Below are 17,334 nucleotides of genomic sequence, written 5' to 3' on the forward strand. Positions count from 1 at the left end.
CTGTCGGCCTTTGAGCCGTAACTCACTCACATATCTTCACTTTTCCCGAGCGCTGGCACGTCTGCCTGCGCATTCATCACGCTGCTTGCTTTCGCTTTAAGTTGTGATTTAATCCAATACGAAAGCGAAATCGCTATAAGTGAAAATAGCGAGCGCCGGGGAGAAACGTTGGACAAGGTTTTCGACCTCGCAATCATCGGCGGAGGTATTAACGGCTGCGGCATCGCCCGCGACGCCGCGGGCCGCGGCAATTCCGTGTTCCTTTGCGAAATGAACGATCTCGCCAGCGGCACCTCATCCTGGTCGAGCAAGCTCATTCACGGCGGCCTTCGCTATCTCGAGTATTACGAATTCCGGCTGGTCCGGGAGGCGCTGCTGGAGCGGGAAGTGCTGTGGCAGATCGCTCCGCACATCATCCGTCCGCTGCGTTTTGTGTTGCCGCATCACGCCGGGCTGCGCCCCGCTTGGCTGCTGCGGCTCGGCCTCTTCATGTACGACCATCTTGGCGGGCGGCGGCTGCTTCCGGCGACGCGCACCGTCAATCTGGCGCGTGATCCGGTGGGTCAGCCGCTGGCTCCGGGCCGCTTCACAAAGGGCTTCGAATATTCGGACTGCTTCGTCGATGACGCGCGCCTCGTGGTGCTCAATGCGCGCGACGCGGCGGATCGCGGCGCGGTGATCCGCACGCGAACCCGCGCAGTCGAGGCGCGGCGGCTGGATGACTGCTGGCAGGTGATGCTCGAAGACACCATCACCGGGGCACAGAGCAGCATCAAGGCGCGGGCGCTGGTCAATGCCGGCGGTCCGTGGGTCGAGGATGTACTGAGCCGGCGTGCCGGAATCAACGCCAAGGCCAAGGTGCGTCTGGTGCAGGGCTCGCACATTGTCGTGCCGCGCCTGTACGACCACGATAACGCCTACACGTTCCAGAATGCCGATGGCCGCGTCGTGTTCGTCATTCCGTTCCAGAACGATTTCACGCTGATCGGCACCACCGATCGCGACTACGACGGCGATCCATCCAAGGTGAAAGCCTCGCCTGAGGAAATTGCCTATCTGTGCCAGTCGGTGAACGACTATCTCGCCAAACAGGTGACGCCCGCCGATGTCGTGTGGGCCTATGCGGGCGTGCGTCCGCTGTACGATGACGGCGCCAGCGAGGCGAAGGCTGCGACGCGCGATTATGTGTTCGAGTTCGATGCACCGGGCGGGTTGCCGTTGCTGTCGATCTTCGGCGGCAAGATCACGACCTATCGCCGCCTGTCCGAAGAGGCGCTGGAGCGGCTGGAGCAATATCTGCCCGGCAAGGCCAAACCCGCCGGCTGGACCGCCACCGCGCCGCTGCCCGGCGGCGATCTCGATGTGTCCGCGATCCCGGCACTGGCGGATGAACTGATCCGCGACAATTCGTTCCTGTCGCGCTCCCTCGCGCTTCGTCTCGCGCACGCCTATGGTACGCGCGCCAGCAAGGTTCTCGATAAGGCGTCGTCTGCGGCGGATCTCGGGCAGTTGTTCGGCGACACGCTGACGGAACGCGAAGTCCGCTATCTCATTGCGCATGAATTTGCGCGCACCGCCGAGGACATTGTCTGGCGACGGTCCAAGCTGGGCCTGCGTCTGTCCGCCGATCAAGTGAAGGCGCTCGACGACTGGATCGACACGCATCGCAGCGGCCTCGACCGGCCGCTGAAGGAAGCGGGAGGCCGTGCATGAGCGTCACCCTCGATAAGGTTTCGCGCGAGGTCAACGGGGTTCCCTGGATTCGGGATGTCTCGCTGACACTTGAGCGCGGAACATTGAGCGTGCTGCTTGGCCCGACGCTGGCGGGCAAGACATCGATCATGCGGCTGCTCGCCGGGCTCGACAAGCCGACATCCGGCCGCGTGCTGGTCGACGGCAACGACGTCACCGGCTTCGATGTGCGCAAGCGCTCGGTGGCGATGGTCTACCAGCAGTTCATCAACTATCCGACGCTGACGGTTTACGAAAACATCGCGTCCCCGCTGCGCGTGCAAGGCGTCGCGCGCGACGAGATCGAAACCCGCGTCAGGAGCGCAGCGAAGCTGCTGAAGCTCGAGCCCTATCTCAACCGGACGCCATTGCAGCTATCGGGCGGTCAGCAGCAGCGCACCGCCATCGCCCGCGCGCTGGTGAAAGGCGCGGACCTCGTGCTGCTCGATGAGCCGCTCGCCAATCTCGACTACAAGTTGCGCGAGGAGCTGCGCACCGAACTGCCGCGCATCTTCGAGGAGTCCGGCGCGATCTTTGTCTATGCGACGACAGAACCCTCGGAAGCCCTGTTGCTGGGGGGCCGGACCATCTGCATGGGGGAAGGGCGGGTGCTGCAGGCCGGTGCGACGCCGCAAGTCTACCGGCGTCCTGACACGGTGGAAGTGGCGGAGGTGTTTTCCGATCCGCCGCTCAACACCGTCGGCATCGAGAAGAAGAACGGATCGATCTTCTATTCCGGCGGCGAACGCGCGTCGGTGGCGGGTCTCTATGAGGGCTTGAGCGACGGCGCCTACCAGGTCGGATTCCGCGCGCATCAACTTGAAGTGGCGACCCCACCCAACGGTCGCCATGCATTCGTCACCACCGTCAGCGTGACCGAGATCACCGGCTCCGAAAGCTTCGTGCATCTCAAGCGCGAAGGTTACAACTGGGTCGCGGTGCTGTCGGGCATCCACGAATTTCTGCCGGGGCAGGAACTCGATGCCGTGCTCGATCCGAACGACCTGTTCATTTTCGATCAATCCGGCCGGCTCGTCGCCGCGCCGGCGGCGCGGTGAGGGCATACCATGGCTCGCATCGATCTTGTCGATCTGGCGCATTCCTACGGCGGCAACGCTGCGGACCGGGCGTCCTATGCGCTGAAGCCGATGACCATGACCTGGCGGCAGGGCGGCGCCTATGCGCTGCTGGGTCCGTCCGGCTGCGGCAAGACCACGCTGCTGAATATTATCTCCGGGATCGTGACGCCGTCGCACGGCAAGGTGCTGTTTGACGGCAAGGACATTACTCACGCCACCACACGCGAGCGCAACATCGCGCAGGTGTTCCAGTTTCCGGTGATCTACGACACGATGACCGTGGGCGAGAACCTCGCGTTTCCGCTCAAGAATCGCGGGCTGCCGCGAAACGAGATCGATGCACGGGTGACAGAGATCGCCACGCTGCTCGACCTCAAGCCGTATGTGAACCGCAAGGCCGTGCGGCTCAGTCCCGACGCCAAGCAGAAGATTTCGCTGGGACGAGGCCTGGTCCGCTCCGACGTGGCGGCGGTGCTGTTCGATGAGCCACTGACGGTGATCGATCCGCATCTGAAATGGGAGCTGCGCTCGAAGCTCAAGGCGCTGCACCAGGCGCTCGATCTGACGATGATCTACGTCACTCACGATCAGACCGAGGCATTGACTTTTGCCGACACCGTCGTGGTGATGCACGACGGCAGCGTGGTGCAGAGCGGGACGCCGGAAGAACTCTTCGCAAAGCCCGCGCATACCTTCGTCGGCTATTTCATCGGGTCGCCCGGCATGAATATCGTGCCTGCCGAGGTGAAGGGCAATGAGGCGAGGATCGACGGTCACACCATCCGGCTGAACCGGACCTACGACAGCCTGCCGCTTGGCGCGAAAATCGAGATTGGCGTCCGGCCCGAATTCGTTCATGTCGCGGCGCCTGCGCCCGGTCTGCTGTCGGCGCAGATTGAGCGGATCGACGATCTTGGCCGCGTGCGTTTCGCGCGTGTGCGCATCGGCGATGTGAAATTCGCTGCCCGCGTGCCGAACGGTTTCTCCTTACCCGACAACACCGCCGGACTGGTGTTCGATCCAGCCCATATTCACGTCTATGCCGACAGTCGTCTGGTTGAAGGGCGCGCGTGATGGACAAGACGATCAACAACAAGGCCTGGTTCCTGGTACTGCCGGTATTCCTGATCGTGGCGTTCTCCGCGATCCTGCCGCTGATGACCGTTGTCAACTATTCGGTGCAGGACACTTTCGGGAACAATCAGTTCTTCTGGAATGGAGTCGGCTGGTTCAAGGAACTGCTCGATCCCTCGACCGACCTTGGCGACCGCTTCCTCGCGTCGCTCGGGCGCAACCTGCTGTTCTCGGCGATCATCCTCGCCATCGAGGTGCCGCTCGGCATTCTGGTTGCGCTGTCGATGCCGCGCGAAGGCTGGCGGGTTGCGGCGTGCCTTGTGATCCTGGCGTTGCCGTTGCTCATTCCATGGAACGTGGTCGGCACTATCTGGCAGATCTTCGGCCGTCCCGACATCGGCCTGATGGGCTACGTGCTGAACAAGATGGGGTTCGACTACAACTACGTGTCAAACAGCTTCGACGCGTGGTGCACCATCATTGTCATGGATGTCTGGCACTGGACCAGCCTTGTGGCTCTCCTGTGTTACGCCGGCCTGAAGTCCATTCCCGATGCGTATTATCAGGCAGCGCAGATCGACGGCGCGTCGCGCTGGGCGGTGTTCACCGCGATCCAGTTGCCGAAGATGAAGCGCGTGCTGCTGATCGCGGTGCTGCTGCGCTTCATGGACAGCTTCATGATCTACACCGAGCCGTTCGTCGTCACCGGCGGGGGTCCCGGAAATTCAACGACCTTTGTGTCCATCGAGCTGGTCAAGATCGCGCTCGGGCAATTCGACCTCGGCAAGGCGGCCGCGCTGTCGATCGTCTACAATCTCGTCATCCTGATCGTGTGCTGGGTGTTCTACACCGTGATGACGAACGCCGACAACGAGCGCGCGCAGCCGGCGGGAGGCGCATGATGCATACCATTCCCGGACGCCGCATCATTCTCGGCCTGTTCCTGATCTTCCTGCTGTTGCCGATCTACTGGCTCGTCAACATGAGCTTCAAGACCAACACGGAAATCGTCACAACCATGACGTTGTGGCCGAATAATCCGACGCTGGCGCACTACAAGCGCATCTTCACCGATGCGAGCTGGTATTCCGGCTACATCAATTCGCTGAAGTACGTGATCATCAATACGATCATCTCGATTTCGTTCGCGCTGCCGGCGGCCTATGCGTTCTCGCGCTATCGCTTCCTCGGCGACAAGCATCTGTTCTTCTGGCTGCTGTCGAACCGTATGGCGCCGCCGGCGGTGTTCGCGCTGCCGTTTTTCAATCTTTATTCGGCGATCAACCTGTTCGATACGCCCTGGGCGGTCGCGCTGGCGCACTGCCTGTTCAATGTGCCGCTGGCGGTCTGGATTCTCGAAGGCTTTATCTCCAGCGTGCCGAAGGAAATCGACGAAACCGCGTTTCTCGACGGCTATTCGTTCCCGCGTTTCTTCGTGAAGATCCTGATGCCGCTGATTGCAAGCGGCATCGGCGTCGCGGCCTTCTTCTGCTTCATGTTCTCGTGGGTCGAACTGCTGCTGGCGCGCACGCTCACATCGGTGAACGCCAAGCCGATCGCCGCGACCATGACGCGCACGATCTCGGCATCCGGCATGGACTGGGGGTTGCTGGCCGCCGCCGGCGTCCTGACCATCATTCCCGGCGCACTGGTGATCTGGTTTGTCCGCAATTATATCGCGCGCGGCTTCGCGCTGGGACGGGTGTAACCATGGAACATATCGCATGGATGGCCTGGACGGCACCAACGGCGATCTTCTTCTGCCTGCTGGCGGGAACGCTTGGAGTCATGACCTGGCTCGCGGTGCGTTACCCCGAGGCCGAGCGCGTCGGAATCCTGCATATTCCGACCACGCGCGGCGACAGGCTGTTCATTTCGCTGATCGCCACGGCGGTCATCCATCTTTTGTGGATTGCATTTGCGGGCACAAACCCGATTGCGACGCTCCCGATCGGCGAGGGCGTCGAGGTCTCGAGTTTGTGGATCGCTACCGTAATTTCCATCGTGTCGGCCGTTGTCATATTTCGCAACGTCTAGCGGGTGGAGAAAAGGCAGATCCGTGGATCAACCCGGACCTGAAGTTGTGTTTTCAACGGAGGAAACCATGCGACACGTTACAAAAAGGAATCGTCTTTTGACGATGACAAGCGCGGTGGCACTGATTGCGGCGTCGGCCGCGATCAGCGCGCCGGCTTTCGCAGACGAAGCTGCGGCGAAGAAGTGGATCGATGCCGAGTTCCAGCCTTCGACGCTGTCGAAGGAAGACCAGATGAAGGAGATGCAGTGGTTCATCAAGGCCGCTGAGCCTTTCAAGGGCATGGACATCAATGTCGTCTCGGAAACGATCACGACGCATGAGTATGAAGCCGGTACGCTGGCGAAGGCGTTCACCGAAATCACCGGCATCAAGGTCAAGCACGACCTGATCCAGGAAGGCGACGTCGTCGAGAAGCTGCAAACGCAGATGCAGTCGGGCAAGAACGTCTATGACGGCTGGATCAACGACTCCGATCTGATCGGCACCCACTTCCGCTACAACCAGACCGTGGTTCTGTCGGATTACATGACGGGCGAGGGCAAGGACGTCACCGATCCGATGCTCGACGTCGATGATTTCATCGGCAAGTCGTTCACCACCGGACCGGACGGCAAGCTGTATCAGTTGCCGGATCAGCAGTTCGCGAACCTGTACTGGTTCCGGTACGACTGGTTCACCAATCCGGACTACAAGGCGAAGTTCAAGGCCAAGTATGGCTACGAGCTCGGCGTGCCGGTGAACTGGTCGGCCTATGAAGACATCGCCGAGTTCTTCACCAACGACATCAAGGAAATCAACGGCGTCAAGGTCTATGGCCACATGGACTACGGCAAGAAGGACCCATCGCTCGGCTGGCGGTTCACCGACGCCTGGCTGTCGATGGCGGGCAACGGCGACAAGGGCATCCCGAATGGCAAGCCTGTCGACGAATGGGGCATCCGTATGGAAGGCTGCCGTCCGGTCGGTTCATCCGTGGAACGCGGCGGCGACACCAATGGACCCGCGGCGGTCTACTCGATCGTCAAGTATCTCGACTGGCTGAAGAAGTATGCCCCGCCGCAGGCGCAGGGCATGACCTTCTCCGAAGCCGGCCCGGTTCCTGCGCAGGGCAATATTGCCCAGCAGATCTTCTGGTACACCGCCTTCACCGCTGACATGGTCAAGCCTGGTCTGCCGGTGGTGAATGCCGACGGCACGCCGAAGTGGCGCATGGCTCCGTCGCCGCACGGATCGTACTGGAAGGAAGGCATGAAGCTCGGCTATCAGGACGCCGGCTCCGTGACCTTGCTCAAGTCAACGCCGGCAGACCGCCGCAAGGCTGCCTGGCTCTACCTCCAGTTCATCAACTCCAAGTCGGTGAGCCTGAAGAAGAGCCACGTCGGTCTCACGTTCACCCGCGAGTCTGACATCTGGGACAAGTCGTTCACCGAGCGTGCGCCGAAGCTCGGTGGTCTGGTCGAATTCTACCGCTCGCCCGCGCGCGTGCAATGGACCCCGACCGGCAACAACGTGCCTGACTATCCGAAGCTGGCTCAGCTCTGGTGGCAGAACATCGGCGATGCGTCGTCCGGTGCGAAGACAGCGCAGGCTGCGATGGACTCGCTGGCTGCGGCGCAGGACTCGGTGCTTGAACGCCTCGAGAAGTCGGGCGTACAGGGCGCCTGCGGACCGAAGCTCAACAAGAAGGAAACCGCCGAGTTCTGGTTCGCCAAGTCGGAGAAGGACGGCAACATCGCTCCGCAGCGCAAGCTGGCGAACGAGAAGCCGAAGGGCGAGACCGTCGACTACGACACCCTGATCAAGTCGTGGCCGGCCACCCCGCCGAAGCGGGCCGAAGCGAAGTAAGCTCAACCAACCTCCCTGCGCGCTTAACAATTGCGCACAACTTGAAGGCCGGGAGAAATCCCGGCCTTTTTCCATTTGATGCAGCGCACTCTTGCGGGTGTTGTTGACACGCCGTCACCGTTTGGGGTCTGATTGCTGAAAATGCTCGTGCAAAAACGCATAGCAAGTCGACACAAGAACTAAACAAGGCGATCGATAGGATCGCGGCGTGACCAAATGCGATCGTTAGAATCGCGGCACGTGGGGGAGGGTGACCAGGAATGCTGGACTTTGTTCAGCAGTTGGTGAGCGGTATTGCGCTCGGCTGTGTCTATGGCCTGATCGCGCTTGGCTTTGTTCTTGTTTACAAGGCCACCGAAGTCGTCAACTTCGCGCAGGGCGACCTGATGATGCTGGGCGGGTTCTTCGCCTTCACCTTCATCAGCCTTTTGGGTTTCAATTACTGGCTTGGCTTTGTCGCCGCTGTCGCGGCGATGGCACTGTTCGGCATGCTCGCCGAACGCCTCGTGGTGCGGTCGATCCTCGGCTATCCGCAGTTCTCCATCATCATGGCCACCATCGGTCTTGGTTTCTTCCTGCGTTCGGTCGCGGGCATGATCTGGGGAACCGACGATCTCAAGATCGAAACGCCGTTCAGCCATGGGGTGCTACGGCTCGGCAGCCTGGTGCTGGCCCACGACAAGCTGTCGGTGATCGCTGCCACGGTCATTCTTTGCGGCGTGCTCTACCTCTTCTTTAACAAGACGACTCTCGGCACTGCGATGCGTGCAAGCTCCGAGAACATGCTCGCTGCCTACTACATGGGCATTCCGGTCAAGCGCGTGGTGTCCATTGTCTGGGCGATCAGCGCGGCGGTCGCAACCTGCGCGGGCGTGCTGCTTGCACCCATCACCTTCATTCACTCGAATGTCGGGCTTGTACTCGGATTGAAAGCATTCCCGGCGGCGGTGCTCGGAGGCTTTGGTTCGATTCCCGGCGCAGTGGTCGGCGGAATCCTGATCGGCGTGATCGAGAGCATGGCCGGATTTTATCTGCCGCAGGGATGGAAGGACGTCGCCCCGTACATCGTGCTGCTCGTGGTCCTGCTGTTGAAGCCGGAAGGCATCTTCGGGATTCACGTGCGGAAGAAAGTCTGAGGGGCGCCGCATGCGGTTTTTGTTCAAGACCGATTACAACGACGATATCCGGCTGGTGCCGCATAGCGGTTACCTCTGGTCCTATGGGGCATTGCTGATCCTGCTGGTGATCGCGCCGTTCACGCTCTCAAGCTATCTGATGAGCCAGCTTGTGTTTGTCTGCATTTACGCCACCGTGGGCGTCGGGCTGATGATCCTCACCGGCTTCACCGGGCAGGCGTCGCTGGGGCATGCGGCGTTCCTCGCCATTGGCGCCTACACGACCGGGTATCTGCAACAGCTCGGCGTGCCGTTTCCGGTGTATTTCCTCGCCGCGGGAATCCTGACCGGGATCATCGGCGCGATGGTCGGATTTCCGGCGCTGCGGCTGCAGGGCATCTATCTCGTGATAGCCACGATTTCCTTCGCGCTGATCGTGGAAGAAGTACTCGCGCGGTGGGAAAGCGTCACCCATGGCAATGACGGCATGCGGATCAAGACTATCCAGCTACTCGGCAACAGCGTGCCGCGCGACAGCCCGACATTCTACTACCTCTGCCTCGGGCTTCTGATCCTTGTCATAGTCGGCACGCTGAACCTGATGCGTTCGCCAACAGGCCGCGCGTTCGTCGCGATCCGGGACAGCGAAACCGCCGCCAAGAGCATGGGCATCAACGTTTCGCGCTACAAGGTGAAATCGTTCGCGCTGAGTGCTGCGATCACCGGCTTCGCGGGCTGTCTGTTCGCGCACAAGATGTCCTTCATCAGCCCGGAGATGTTCACGCTCCAGTTGTCCATCGAATTCATCATGGTGATTATCATCGGCGGCGTGCTCAGCCTGCACGGCGCAGTGCTGGGCGCGATCTTCATCGTTATGGTCGATCCGTTCCTGACCTTCCTGAAGGACGATATTCCCGGCGTGATCGCGGGGCTTGCGGCGACGTTCGGCGCGGGCACCGAGCAGGCGGCGCATATCAAGGCGAACGTCGCAGCGATTGCCTCGGCCAACGGCCTCAAGGGCGCGATCTACGGCCTGATCATCATGCTGTTCATCCTGTTCGAGCCGTACGGAATCTATGGCCGATGGCTGAAGATCAAGCTCTTCTTCCAGCTCTTCCCGCTCTACAAGCGTGCCACCTTCAAGCGGCAGAAGATCTACGTGAAATCGGAGCGGAACCGATGAGCTGCTTCCGCGCGGAAAACCTCTCGCTCCACTTCGGCGGCCTGAAGGCGGTGGATTCCGTCAGCTTCGCCGTGGAGAAGGGCGAAATCCTCTCGATCATCGGCCCCAACGGAGCCGGCAAAAGCTCGATCTTCAATCTGATTTCGCGGCTCTATGAGCCGACCTCGGGAAAACTCTATTTTGAGGATCAGGACATTACCGCCGCGCCGCCGTACGACATCGCAAAACTCGGCATAGCGCGCACCTTTCAGAACATCGAATTGTTCGAGAATGCCACCGTTTTGAGCAATCTTCTGGTCGGACGGCACCGCCACTCCACCACGACCCTGTGGCAGGAGCTGCTGTTTCTGCCGAACGTCCGCCGCGACGAAAAAGCGCATCGCCGCCGCGTTGAGCAGGTGATCGATTTCCTTGACCTTGCCGCCCATCGGGACAAGCTGATCTCCGGATTGCCCTATGGCGTGCGCAAGGTGATCGAGCTGGCCCGTGCCCTGTGCACCGAGCCGAAGCTGATCCTGCTGGATGAGCCGTCATCCGGGTTGAATGTGGAGGAGACCGACGACATGTCGTTCTGGATCCGCGACATGAAAACCGAGCTCGGCATTACCGTGCTGATGGTCGAGCACGACATGACGTTGGTCAATCGCGTCTCCGACCGAGTCATCGCGCTGAACTATGGCCGTGTGCTGGCGATGGGCGCGCCCGCCGAGGTGCAGGCGCATCCCGATGTCGTCGCAGCGTATCTGGGCACCTGAGGGCGATGTCATGAGCAGCCCCGACATTATTCTCAAGCTCTCCAATATCGAAAGCTACTATGGGCCGATCATGGCCATTCGCGGCATCAGCCTTGAAGTGCCGCGCGGCAAGATCGTCACGCTGCTCGGCGCTAATGGCGCAGGCAAGACAACCGTACTCAAGACCATCTCCGGCATCCTCGATCCGCAGAAGGGCTCCATCGAATTCAAGGGGCAGCCGATCCAGCGCATGGAAGCCGATCGGATCGTGCGTCTTGGTCTCAGCCATGTGCCCGAAGGGCGCGAGGTGTTTCCGTTCCTCAGTGTGCGCGAAAACCTGATGATGGGCGCCTATCCGCGCAAGGATCGTGACGGCGTGGCCGCCGACCTTGAGCGTGTCTATGGCTATTTCCCGCGCCTGCGCGAGCGCGTCAACCAGCCGGCGGGACAATTGTCCGGCGGCGAGCAGCAGATGCTGGCCATCGGCCGCGCGCTGATGAACCGCCCGGCCTTGCTGCTGCTGGATGAGCCGTCGCTTGGCCTGTCGCCGCTGCTGGTGAAAGAGATTTTCACCATCATCAAGCGCGTCAACGAAGAACAGGGCATGTCGATCCTGTTGGTAGAGCAGAACGCGAAGGTCGCGCTGGAGACGGCGCACTATGGCTATGTGCTGGAAATCGGCCGCGTGGTGATGAACGACACCTGCGAACGGCTGATGCAGTCGCAGGACATTCAGGAGTTCTACCTCGGCGCCAAGGAAGACGGCGCGCGGGGCGAACGGCGCTGGAAGAAAAAGAAGACGTGGCGCTAAGAAATTCGCGATAGGCTTGGCACGGCGAATAGGAAGCTCGGCACCAAGACCGGGTGGAAAAGAACAGGAGAGAACGCACACCGCGTGATCCGCGGCGAGGACAGGGAGCGAGCTATGGCGAGACCCGCAGTGATCACCGTCGCGGACACCATCGCGAAGAGTTTTCTGCTGGCGGTTGAAACGCGCGGCGACAAGACGGCAATCCGGGAAAAGCATCTCGGCGTCTGGCAGTCCACGAGCTGGCGGCAATGGTTGCAGACGGCGAAGGAGATCGCCTATGCGCTTCATGCGTCCGGGTTCAAGCCGGGCGACGTTGCGTCCATCATCTCGAACGCGACACCCGAGTGGGTGTTCGCCGATATGGGCGTGCTTTGCGCAGGCGGTGTGTCATCCGGCATCTATCCGACGGACTCGGCCTCGCAGGTCGAATATCTGATCAACGATTCCCGAACCAAGGTGATCTTCGCCGAGGACGACGAGCAACTCGACAAGATTCTGGCCTGCCGCGCGCGCTGCCCGACCCTGGAAAAGATTGTCGTGTTCGACATGGAGGGTCTCAGCGGTTTCAGCGATCCGATGGTAATGTCGCTGGACGAGTTCACGGCGCTTGGCCGCAATCATATGCAGGGCCGGGACGCGCTGTGGGATGAGATGATTGCCAGCCGCGGGACGAACGATCTCGCCATTCTCGTCTATACGTCGGGGACGACCGGCCCTCCGAAGGGTGCGATGCATTCCAATCGCAGCGTCACGCATCAGATGCGCTACGCCGATTATCTGCTGGTCCCGACCGATCACGAGGAGCGGCTGGTGTTCCTGCCGCTGTGCCATGTCGCCGAGCGCATCGGCGGCTACTATCTATCGATCGCCGTCGGCTCTGTAATGAACTTCGCGGAAAGCCCCGAGACTGTGCCCGACAACCTGCGCGAGGTGCAGCCGACCGCGTTCCTCGCCGTGCCGCGCATCTGGGAGAAATTCTACTCGGCCATCACCATTGCCCTGAAGGACGCGACGCCGCTCCAGCAGTGGATGTACCGCCATGCGCTGGGCATCGGCCAGCGCCTGACCGAGTACAGGCTCGAGGGTGAAACGCCGCCGTTGTCGCTGCGCCTCGCCGGCAAGGCGGCTTACTGGCTGGTGTTCCGCAATATCCGGCGAATGCTCGGGCTGGATCGGGTTCGCATCGCCTTCACCGGCGCTGCGCCGATCTCGCCGGACCTGATCCGCTGGTATCTCGCCATCGGCCTCGACATGCGCGAGGTCTACGGACAGACCGAGAATTGCGGCGTCGCGACCCTGATGCCGAACGACCGCATCAAGCTCGGTTCGGTCGGCAAGGCCGCGCCGTGGGGCGAGGTCATGATCTGTCCGAAAGGGGAAATCCTCATCAAGGGCGATTTCCTGTTCATGGGCTATCTGAATCAGCCGGAGAAAACCGCTGAAACCATTGATGAAAAGGGTTGGCTTCATACCGGAGATGTCGGGACTATCGACAACGAAGGCTTCGTCAAGATCACAGACCGGATGAAGGACATCATCATCACGTCCGGCGGCAAGAACATCACGCCGTCGGAGATCGAGAACCAGTTGAAGTTCTCGCCCTATATTTCGGACGCGGTGGTGATCGGCGACAAGCGGCCGTACCTCACCTGCCTGGTGATGATCGACCACGAGAACGTCGAGAAGTTCGCGCAGGACTACAACATCCCGTTCACGAACTACGCGAGCCTGTGCCGCGCGCCGGAGGTCCAGGATCTCATCAGACGCGAGATCGAGGCGGTCAATGCGAACTTTGCCCGCGTCGAGACCATCAAGAAGTTCCATCTGATCGAGCGGCAACTGACGCCCGAGGACGAGGAATTGACGCCAACCATGAAGCTGAAGCGCAGCTTCGTGAACAAGTCCTACGCAGCGGAAATCGATGCAATGTACCGGGCGGGAGCGATGGCATAAGCTTCCGCATCATTGCGACACCACAAGAAGCGCATTCCGCGGCCCGCGAGGGCCGCTCAGCGGCGAAGGTAGCAAGGCCCGGCCTTCGCTGAATATGGGCCAACAGGAAGGAGACCGTTATGTCGAAATCGTTCAAGGCGCTTGGCCTTGCGGTGGGGGCGCTCGCGCTGACCCAGTCGCCGGCCTTCGCACAGACCAAGGTGACCAACGAAGGCATTTCGCCAACCGAAATTGTCGTCGGATCGCATCAGGATTTGTCCGGCCCGATCAAGGGCTGGGGCGTGCCGGTGGCCAACGGCCTGAAAATGGCGGCCGATGAGATCAATGCCGCCGGCGGCATCAACGGCCGCAAGATCAAGCTGATCGTGGAAGACTCTGGCTACGATCCGAAGCGCGCGGTGCTCGCCTCGCAGAAGCTGATCGAGAAGGACAAGATCTTTGCCATGGTCGGGCCGATGGGATCGCCCACCGTGCTTGCCGCGCAGGACATTTTGTTCGACGCGGGCGTGTTGCAGCTTTTCCCGCTGACCGCGGCCGAATTCACCTTCAAGTTCGATCCGGCGAAACCGCAGGAACGGCTGAAGTTCAACAACATTCTTCCTTATGTTGAAAGTACGCGTGCCGCGCTCAAGCACATGATCGAATGGAAGAAATTCGCCAAGCCCTGCATCATGCATCAGGATGACGAATACGGCAAAAGCGTGCTCGACGGCTTCAACCAGCAGACGGCTGCGATGAAGCTGACACCGGCTTCCGTCACCAGCTACAAGCGGGGCGCATCCGACTTCAGCGCGCAGGTTGCGAAGATGAAATCTGACGGTTGCGATCTCGTGGTGCTTGGAACCGTGATCCGCGAAACCATCGGCGCGATGGGTGAAGCCAAGAAGCTCGGCTGGGATGTGACGTTCCTCGGCGCAACACCGACCAACGTCCTCGAAGTTCCGGCGCTCGGCAAAGAGGCTGTCGAGGGTCTGTATGCCGCCGCCGGTTTCGAGATTCCCTATCCGGACACGGCGAAGGGCAAGGCCAAGGACTGGCTGGACAACTACAAGAAGGCGTTCGGCACTGACGCGAACACGCAGGCGATCATCGGCTACAATGCGATGATGACCTTCGCGCATTACGTTAACAAGGCGGGCAAGGATCTGACCGGCCAGAAGGTGCTCGATGCGATGGAATCCGGCGATGTGTTCCAGGATATCTTCGCTTCGCCGCCGACCAAGTTCTCCAAGACCAATCATCTGGCCAGCACGGTGACGCAGGTTCAGCAGGTCAAGGGTGGCCGCTGGGTGCTGGTGAAGGACGGCCTGATGTTCTAAGCAGGCCGCTCTGAAACGACATCGCGTGCGCGGTTGCCCGCGCACGCGATTTTATTTACGGTCCGGCTCCAACAAGAGAGCCAACAAGCCCCAAGAATCCAAATGACGATTGAGAGTACGCTCAAGACCGGCATCGCGCGCTGGTTTCCGGGAGCCACAGGCATCGATCGCCTCGCTCAGCTCTCCGGCGGGGCAAGCCAGGAAACCTGGTCGTTCCACGTCCTGCATCCTTCCGGTGACATCGCCGTCATTCTGCGCCGCGCGCCGTCGGGTTACGGCGCGGCTCCGGGGCGTGCAGCCGGGCTTGAGGCGGAAGCGGTGCTGATGCAGCAGGCTTATGAGGCGGGGATCCCGTCGCCGCGCGTGCGCCACGTTTTGCAAGCGGAGGACGGTCTCGGCAGCGGATTTATCATGGACCGCGTCGAGGGTGAAACCATTCCGCGCAAGATCCTCCGCGATGCGGAGTTTGCCAATGCGCGCAAGGTGCTGGCGAGTCAGCTTGGCAGGGTGGTTGCGGACATTCACGCGCTGGATAAGGCGCGTTTGCCGAAGCTGCGGCTGATGACGGTGGCGGGCGAGCTCGACGATCTTGCCGCCGAATACAAATCCTTCGACTGGCCGCGCCCGGTGTTCGATCTGGCGCTGCGCTGGCTGCGCGACAATGCGCCGACGACGTCCGACACGGTGACGCTGGTTCATGGCGATTTCCGTCACGGCAATCTCATCATTGGCCCGGAAGGCGTTCGCGCGGTCCTGGATTGGGAACTGGCGCACTTCGGCGATCCGATGGAAGACCTTGGCTGGATCTGCGTGAACTCGTGGCGGTTCGGTGAGATCGACAAGCCGGTCGGGGGATTTGGGTCGCGTGAAGACCTGTTTGCGGCCTATGAAGCCGCATCCGGCCGTCCGGTGGATGTGGCGCGGGTGATGTTCTGGGAAACGCTCGGCACGCTGCGGTGGGGCATCATGTGCTGCGGCATGATGCAGCGGTTCCGCGCCGGTCCCGACCATTCGATGGAGCGCGCCATGATCGGCCGCCGCGCTTCGGAAACCGAAATCGATCTGTTGCGGCTGCTGGCGCCGCGACGCGCATAACGGAGGGGTGTGAGATGCAGGATCAACCCACACCGGTCGAACTGATCAACGCGGTCGCGGAGTTTCTTCGCGCCGATGTCGCGCCGCAGTTGTCCGGCCACGCCGCGTTCAAGCTGCGCGTCGGGCTGAACGCGCTCGATCTTGTCGTGCGTCAACTCACGCTTGAGGCATCCGGTGATGCGGCCGAGCTTGAGCGGCTGTCAAAGCTGCTCGGCGCGTCCGGTTCGCTGGAGGACCTCAACCGTCTCTTGTCGGCGCGCATCGCGAGCGGCGAGATCGGATTCGATACGCCGGGACTGACCGAACATGTCTGGACGACCACGCTGGACAAGCTCGCCATCGACCAGCCGAATTATGCGTCCTATCGCCGCGAGCGGGAGAGCGAGATTTGATGTGGATTCTTCCTTCACCTCTCCCGTGGGGAGAGGTCGGCACGCGAAGCGTGCCGGGTGAGGGCGTAGAATCTCTCGATAGATTTAGGGCCCTCACCCCAACCCTCTCCCCACCGGGGAGAGGGAGTCGACTTGCATTGCGTAAACTTACCGCCCCTTCCACTGCGGCGGTCGCTTTTCCGCAAACGCCTTCGGACCTTCGACATAATCCTCGGATGCAGCCAGCGCCTTGACTGCCGGATAATCAAACTGTTCGGCCAGCGCCTGTTCCAGCGACACGCCGAGACCGCGATGCATGGTCTGCTTCGAGGCGCGGATCGACATCGGGCCGTTCTGCAGAATGAGATTGGCCCAGCGCTCGGCGCCAGCGAGCGCTTCGCCCTTCGGCACGACTTCGTTGACGAAGCCAAGTTCAAGTCCTTCGCGCGCGGGAACGTGCCGCCCGGTCAGGATCATGCCCATGGCGCGCTTGAGGCCGATCAGGCGGGGCAGGCGATGCAGTCCGCCGGCCAGCGCGGCGAGGCCGACGCGGGGCTCGGGCAGGGCGAAGGTCGCGTTTTCCGAGGCGATGATGAGGTCGCAGGCCAGCGCGATTTCAAAGCCGCCGCCCATGGCGACGCCGTTGACCGCGGCGATGATCGGCTTGTCGCAGTCGAAACGGTGGGTCAGCCCGGCAAAGCCACTGGTGTCCCAGCCGCGCTGACCGCCCTGGGCCTGCCACTTCAAATCGTTGCCTGCGGAAAACGCCCGGTCGCCTGCGCCTGTGACGATCGCGATCCACTGATCGGGGTCCTTGTTGAATTCGTCAAAAACGCGATGCATTTCAAAGTGCATCGGCGAATGCACGGCGTTCATCACCTCGGGGCGATTGAGCGTGATGATGGTCAGCGGACCTTTGCGGTCCACTTTGGCGAATTCATAGGCCATGAGCGATTTCCTCGGACGGTTCTTACGCTGCGTTGCAA

The 17,334-nt window shown here is 61.2% G+C and carries 16 protein-coding genes; 15 read left to right on the forward strand and 1 reads right to left on the reverse strand.

Translation table 11 applies throughout. The features are described 5' to 3' along the window. The first annotated feature begins 168 nt into the window (after positions 1–168). The 15 genes from glpD to I554_RS0115040 all read left to right on the forward strand — a co-directional run bounded on the left by glpD (position 169) and on the right by I554_RS0115040 (position 16,369). Positions 169–1,713, forward strand: a complete 1,545-nt coding sequence (gene glpD, locus I554_RS0114970) for a glycerol-3-phosphate dehydrogenase (RefSeq protein ID WP_024576286.1) — start codon at positions 169–171, stop codon at positions 1,711–1,713. After that, the gene (locus I554_RS0114975) at positions 1,710–2,789 is read left to right on the forward strand and encodes an ABC transporter ATP-binding protein (RefSeq protein ID WP_024576285.1); all 1,080 of its coding nucleotides are present in this window, start codon (positions 1,710–1,712) and stop codon (positions 2,787–2,789) included. Before glpD ends, I554_RS0114975 begins: the two co-directional genes overlap by 4 nt. 9 nt (positions 2,790–2,798) lie before the next feature. Next, positions 2,799–3,884: an ABC transporter ATP-binding protein gene (locus tag I554_RS0114980; protein WP_024576284.1), complete on the forward strand. Its 1,086-nt coding sequence runs from the start codon at positions 2,799–2,801 to the stop codon at positions 3,882–3,884. After that, positions 3,884–4,786: a sugar ABC transporter permease gene (locus I554_RS0114985; RefSeq protein ID WP_024576283.1), complete on the forward strand. Its 903-nt coding sequence runs from the start codon at positions 3,884–3,886 to the stop codon at positions 4,784–4,786. Before I554_RS0114980 ends, I554_RS0114985 begins: the two co-directional genes overlap by 1 nt. Continuing rightward, positions 4,786–5,592 carry a carbohydrate ABC transporter permease gene (locus I554_RS0114990; RefSeq protein ID WP_024576282.1) on the forward strand — a complete coding sequence of 269 codons (807 nt, stop codon included), beginning with the start codon at positions 4,786–4,788 and terminating at the stop codon, positions 5,590–5,592. Before I554_RS0114985 ends, I554_RS0114990 begins: the two co-directional genes overlap by 1 nt. Positions 5,593–5,594: 2 nt before the next feature. Further along, positions 5,595–5,921 (forward strand): DUF2160 domain-containing protein, encoded by a 327-nt coding sequence (locus tag I554_RS0114995; protein ID WP_006021618.1) that lies wholly within the window; start codon positions 5,595–5,597, stop codon positions 5,919–5,921. Between the two features lie 103 nt (positions 5,922–6,024). After that, entirely contained in the window at positions 6,025–7,767 is a 1,743-nt protein-coding gene (locus I554_RS0115000; protein WP_024576281.1) for an ABC transporter substrate-binding protein, read from the forward strand. 260 nt (positions 7,768–8,027) lie between these two features. Next, positions 8,028–8,903, forward strand: coding sequence for a branched-chain amino acid ABC transporter permease (locus tag I554_RS0115005; protein WP_024576280.1), 876 nt, complete (start codon positions 8,028–8,030; stop codon positions 8,901–8,903). A gap of 10 nt (positions 8,904–8,913) precedes the next feature. Next, the gene (locus I554_RS0115010) at positions 8,914–10,065 is read left to right on the forward strand and encodes a branched-chain amino acid ABC transporter permease (protein WP_024576279.1); all 1,152 of its coding nucleotides are present in this window, start codon (positions 8,914–8,916) and stop codon (positions 10,063–10,065) included. Next, entirely contained in the window at positions 10,062–10,820 is a 759-nt protein-coding gene (locus I554_RS0115015; RefSeq protein ID WP_024576278.1) for an ABC transporter ATP-binding protein, read from the forward strand. Before I554_RS0115010 ends, I554_RS0115015 begins: the two co-directional genes overlap by 4 nt. A gap of 10 nt (positions 10,821–10,830) precedes the next feature. Then, a complete protein-coding gene (locus tag I554_RS0115020) occupies positions 10,831–11,610 on the forward strand; it encodes an ABC transporter ATP-binding protein (RefSeq protein WP_024576277.1) in 780 nt (259 codons plus the stop codon). Between the two features lie 114 nt (positions 11,611–11,724). Next, positions 11,725–13,563 carry an AMP-dependent synthetase/ligase gene (locus tag I554_RS0115025; protein WP_024576276.1) on the forward strand — a complete coding sequence of 613 codons (1,839 nt, stop codon included), beginning with the start codon at positions 11,725–11,727 and terminating at the stop codon, positions 13,561–13,563. A gap of 119 nt (positions 13,564–13,682) precedes the next feature. Further along, complete coding sequence (locus I554_RS0115030) at positions 13,683–14,882, forward strand: ABC transporter substrate-binding protein (RefSeq protein WP_024576275.1); 1,200 nt, start codon at positions 13,683–13,685, stop codon at positions 14,880–14,882. A gap of 102 nt (positions 14,883–14,984) precedes the next feature. Beyond that, entirely contained in the window at positions 14,985–15,977 is a 993-nt protein-coding gene (locus I554_RS0115035) for a phosphotransferase family protein (protein ID WP_024576274.1), read from the forward strand. Between the two features lie 14 nt (positions 15,978–15,991). Next, a complete protein-coding gene (locus tag I554_RS0115040; protein WP_024576273.1) occupies positions 15,992–16,369 on the forward strand; it encodes a DUF6285 domain-containing protein in 378 nt (125 codons plus the stop codon). 147 nt (positions 16,370–16,516) lie between these two features. Here the strand turns inward: I554_RS0115040 and I554_RS0115045 are convergent, their stop codons facing one another. Next, the gene (locus I554_RS0115045) at positions 16,517–17,296 is read right to left on the reverse strand and encodes an enoyl-CoA hydratase-related protein (RefSeq protein WP_024576272.1); all 780 of its coding nucleotides are present in this window, start codon (positions 17,294–17,296) and stop codon (positions 16,517–16,519) included. Between the last annotated feature and the right edge of the window lie 38 nt (positions 17,297–17,334).

Source organism: Afipia sp. OHSU_II-C1 (assembly GCF_000497575.1).
Lineage (GTDB): Bacteria > Pseudomonadota > Alphaproteobacteria > Rhizobiales > Xanthobacteraceae > Afipia.

Bases quoted from the DNA above. Each gene is read 5' to 3' on its own strand.
- I554_RS0115005 (WP_024576280.1), top strand. From the start codon at position 8,028: ATGCTGGACTTTGTTCAGCAGTTGGTGAGCGGTATTGCGCTCGGCTGT.
- I554_RS0114980 (WP_024576284.1), top strand. From the start codon at position 2,799: ATGGCTCGCATCGATCTTGTCGATCTGGCGCATTCCTACGGCGGCAAC.
- I554_RS0115000 (WP_024576281.1), top strand. From the start codon at position 6,025: ATGACAAGCGCGGTGGCACTGATTGCGGCGTCGGCCGCGATCAGCGCG.
- I554_RS0115030 (WP_024576275.1), top strand. From the start codon at position 13,683: ATGTCGAAATCGTTCAAGGCGCTTGGCCTTGCGGTGGGGGCGCTCGCG.
- I554_RS0115025 (WP_024576276.1), top strand. From the start codon at position 11,725: ATGGCGAGACCCGCAGTGATCACCGTCGCGGACACCATCGCGAAGAGT.
- I554_RS0114975 (WP_024576285.1), top strand. From the start codon at position 1,710: ATGAGCGTCACCCTCGATAAGGTTTCGCGCGAGGTCAACGGGGTTCCC.
- I554_RS0115040 (WP_024576273.1), top strand. From the start codon at position 15,992: ATGCAGGATCAACCCACACCGGTCGAACTGATCAACGCGGTCGCGGAG.
- I554_RS0114995 (WP_006021618.1), top strand. From the start codon at position 5,595: ATGGAACATATCGCATGGATGGCCTGGACGGCACCAACGGCGATCTTC.
- I554_RS0115045 (WP_024576272.1), bottom strand. From the start codon at position 17,296: ATGGCCTATGAATTCGCCAAAGTGGACCGCAAAGGTCCGCTGACCATC.
- I554_RS0115020 (WP_024576277.1), top strand. From the start codon at position 10,831: ATGAGCAGCCCCGACATTATTCTCAAGCTCTCCAATATCGAAAGCTAC.
- I554_RS0115035 (WP_024576274.1), top strand. From the start codon at position 14,985: ATGACGATTGAGAGTACGCTCAAGACCGGCATCGCGCGCTGGTTTCCG.
- I554_RS0115010 (WP_024576279.1), top strand. From the start codon at position 8,914: ATGCGGTTTTTGTTCAAGACCGATTACAACGACGATATCCGGCTGGTG.
- I554_RS0114985 (WP_024576283.1), top strand. From the start codon at position 3,884: ATGGACAAGACGATCAACAACAAGGCCTGGTTCCTGGTACTGCCGGTA.
- I554_RS0115015 (WP_024576278.1), top strand. From the start codon at position 10,062: ATGAGCTGCTTCCGCGCGGAAAACCTCTCGCTCCACTTCGGCGGCCTG.
- I554_RS0114990 (WP_024576282.1), top strand. From the start codon at position 4,786: ATGCATACCATTCCCGGACGCCGCATCATTCTCGGCCTGTTCCTGATC.